At 38.6% G+C, this 3,892-nt stretch carries 1 protein-coding gene; it reads left to right on the top strand.

From position 1 onward, the window contains the following. Positions 1 to 248 precede the first annotated feature (248 nt). Positions 249 to 3,842, top strand: coding sequence for a PKD domain-containing protein (locus E1171_RS05520; RefSeq protein ID WP_187696275.1), 3,594 nt, complete (start codon positions 249 to 251; stop codon positions 3,840 to 3,842). Positions 3,843 to 3,892: the final 50 nt, after the last annotated feature.

Raw genomic sequence — 3,892 nt, forward strand, 5'->3', positions numbered from 1 at the left:
TATAATTTGATCTTGAATCTGATTTTTAATGAGTGAATAAGGATTACCCTGTTTTTCTTGCAGAATCATAGGAAGTCATAGTAGTTCATAAAAGAGAAAAACAATCCATCAACTAGTACTAAATACCCTATTTCATACAGGGGTCTCCTCTTGTATTCACATAGATAATTTGCGTTATTTGTGTAGCTATTTAAGATCTTTTTTTTAAAGTAATTGGATTTATAATGGGCTGCAAAATATTACTGTTTTTGTCTTTTAATTTAGTTCTTCAGTGGATCACAGGGAGTATTATTGCTCAGGGGGTGGAGTATCCCACCGTAGATTTTAGTATGCCTATTGAGGTGTGTATTGGGGAGCAGTTTGAGGCGAAAGATAAGTCAATAAATGTGGACAGGATTTATTGGGATCTTTGCCCGGAGAGTTATCTAAATGAAGGGACAGCAGAGTTGTTAGGGAATTTTCCAGAAGTAGGTTCCTCTTATAGTATGTCTACTGTTCGTGATAAGTATGGCTTGAATACTTTTCTCGTGGGTAGTGGCAATGATAAGCTCACCAGATTGTCCTACACAGAAGGATTGAATTCATCTTTTAGCCAATCTACTTTGGGTGATTTTGATGGTGTTTTGACTAAACCAAGTGGTATAAAGTTTACAGAAGAAGCGGGGCGATGGATTGGGGTAGTAAGTCAGACAAATGGGACTGTCGCTATATTGGAGTTTGGAGACGATGTTAGCTCTATCCCCATAGCCAGTCAGGTAGAAGGGATAGCTGGATTAGGTTATCTGGTGGGGATGGATATTGTAGTTGAGGACTCTAACTATTATGTTTTTGTAGTGAATAGGGAGGGGGATGTTTATCGCTTAAGCTTTGGCAACAGTTTGACTAATTCATTCCCAACAGTAGATCAAATTGAAGTTAAAAATGGAGCTTTGTTGATGAATATTCAATTGGTTAAAACATCAACTGGCTGGTATGGTGTTGTGGGCTCAAATAGTAATGACAAGGGTATTTATTTATTACATTTTGGGCAAGAATTAACTAATAACAATCCCTCTATAAATCATATTTCTGGAAGTGGAGGAATTTGGGGAGGGCCCCTCTCTGTAGTTCACGAAATGGATGAATACTTTGTATTTCAAAGTACAGGAAATAGTCTTACCCGTGTAGATTTTGGGACGAATTTGTCAAATCCTACCCCGGTGATTCATGATTTAGGAGCATATGGTTTATTAAATAATCCATTATCCTTTGAGATGATAAACGATAGAGGAGAATATTTTGGCATTGCTTATGGACGCAATAATAATCAATTAATTCTCATTTCTTATCCTCGAAGCTGTGAATTAATTCAGGCAAATCCCCTGGTATTATCTTACGAATCTTCTGGAGTCTATGACATTATTTTGAGAGGTTATAGTGGATCAGGGCTTGAAGCCACCAAGAAAAAAAGGGTTACAGTAATAGAAGAAAGTTATGCCCCCGAAAATGATTTTATCCTTGATAATACTTGCATTTCTTCTGAAAATACATTTAGCCCAATTTCCAACCAAGTTATTTCTTCTTATATCTGGGATTTCGGTGATCCCGACAGTGGCGAATCCAATACCTCCACCTCCCCAAATCCCACCCACCAATTCATTGTCCCAGGCGTCTACACCGTCCGCCTAACCGTTGAATCGGAAAATGGCTGCTCAAACTTCATCGAAAAAGAAATTACTATTTACGAAGAACCCATACCAAGTTTTGAAGTTAATCAAGACCCAAAATGTAGCAATGGCCCCATTCAATTTACCAACACTTCCACAGGAGAAACCGGAGAATTAGTAGAATGGCTTTGGGATTTTGGAGACAGCCATACCTCCACAGAAAAGGAGCCATCATATACTTATGAAGAAGGAGGGGACTATGAGGTAACACTAACAGCCAAAATCCCCGGGTGTACTTCTACATTTGAGCGAACTATTACAATAACGGAAGGCCCAAAGCCAGCATTCAGTTATACCGGCGATTGCTTCGAAGAAAAATTAATTTTCACCAACCAAACCACTGATGAAAATATTGATGTTTATCTATGGCAGATTTGGGATGAAAATCAGCAGTTGTTGGAGGATAGTCAAGGTATTAATTTTGAGCCAGAACTGTTGGAACCGGGTATTTATAGGGTAAGCCTAACTGCAACAAACGATCTGGACTGTAGCAATAAATATATTGAAGAGGTCACCATTCATTCCCTTCCTGAAGCTGCTTTTGAAGCTGATTTGGCTTGTAGCGGCCTTGAAGTTAGATTTTATGATCAATCTACGGTTTTAAGTGCTAATATCTCCGCTTGGAATTGGGATTTTGGAGATGGTCAAACCTCGGATGAGCAAAATCCGGTTCATGTTTATGAGGAGCCAGGTGAATATTTGGTTTCTCTATGGGTAGAAAGTGAGTATGGCTGTATTAGTGAAACCACAATTGAGAAAACTATAACCGTTTTTCCTTCTCCAGCGTTGGATTACAATTTTTTCCAGGCTTGTGCTACGGGTTACCTATCCCGTTTCGAGGCTGAAGCTTCTGTAGCGGATGATTCGGGAATTATCGAATGGGAATGGGTGATTAAAAATTCGATTACTAACCAAAGTTTTTATAGTACTGAACAACAAGCTGAATTTAATCTGCAGGAAGGGGAGTATGAGGTGTATTTAAGTGCCCGTGCAGGGAATGGTTGTATGGTACAAGTGGAAAGGACGGAAATGGTTTATCCTATTGAATCTTTGAGCCCAGACTTTTCCTGGTCGAATGCCTGCCAAAATGAAGAGATCACCTTTACTCTTAATGAGGAAAGCAACCGACCTGAAATTAAGGTGTATTATTGGGATTTTGGAGATGGAGAATTTTCTGGGGAAGAGCAGCCCATTCATGTATTTAAAGATGAGGGAGAATATGAGGTGAATTTGCAAATTACCTATGAGGGTGAAGCATGTATTAAGGACGTTTCCAATAGCGTATATGTGGGTAAAAAACCGGAAGCGGAGATTTATGTGTCCAATTCACGAGGTGCTTATCCATTCGAGGTTGAATTTGAAAATGTTTCAAATTATGCAGAATCTTATTCCTGGTATTGGGGAGATGAATTGATTAGTGAGAGCAAAGAGCTGATTTATACTTTTGAGTCAATTGGAACTTACGAAATCAAGTTGGTCGCCAAAAATAGGGAAGGTTGTACAAGTGAGGTCTATCAAACCATTGAAGTGGTTGAACCAGAATTAGATGTTGTTCTGCAGGGTATTAGTGCTGAGTGGGATGCTGATGGGGCTCTTAATTTTAATTTGTCTATAAAAAATCAGGGGAGTGTTTTATTGGATGATAGTCTAAATATTGTAATAGAACTTGGACAGGAATTTCGTATTAAAGAATCATTTCAGGGCTATTTAGGAGCAGGAGAATTAACGGACTACAGTCTAAATGTCGGGGTTCCAGCTTTCACAGCTCAGAAGTTGTCTTTTGTTTGTGCTTCCTTGGAGCCTCAATATAATCGGTATGAAGAACTAGATTCAACTAATAATAAGGCTTGTGTGCAGTTGGAAGGGGAGGAAGGAAATAATTTTACAGTGCTTGACCCTTATCCGAATCCAGTACGTGAAGAGCTCAATGTGTCAGTGGTTTTATCCAAACCAGGTGATCTACAAATTAGTTTTTGGTCGGTTTATGGTGGCTTAGTGTGGGGTTACAATTATCCGGATGCACCGGAAGGAGGAAATGAATTTAGCTATGATTTAAGGTCGTTCAGAAAGGGTCTTTATATTTTGAAGGTAAAATATGATGGGGTAGAGGAGGTAAAACGGGTAATGATTAATTAATTAATTAATTAATGAAGATTGATAAGTGAAGAATGGAGAAGTCTTAATTA

It is taken from the genome of Xanthovirga aplysinae (genome assembly GCF_009711365.1).
GTDB classification, from domain to species: Bacteria; Bacteroidota; Bacteroidia; order Cytophagales; family Cyclobacteriaceae; genus Xanthovirga; species Xanthovirga aplysinae.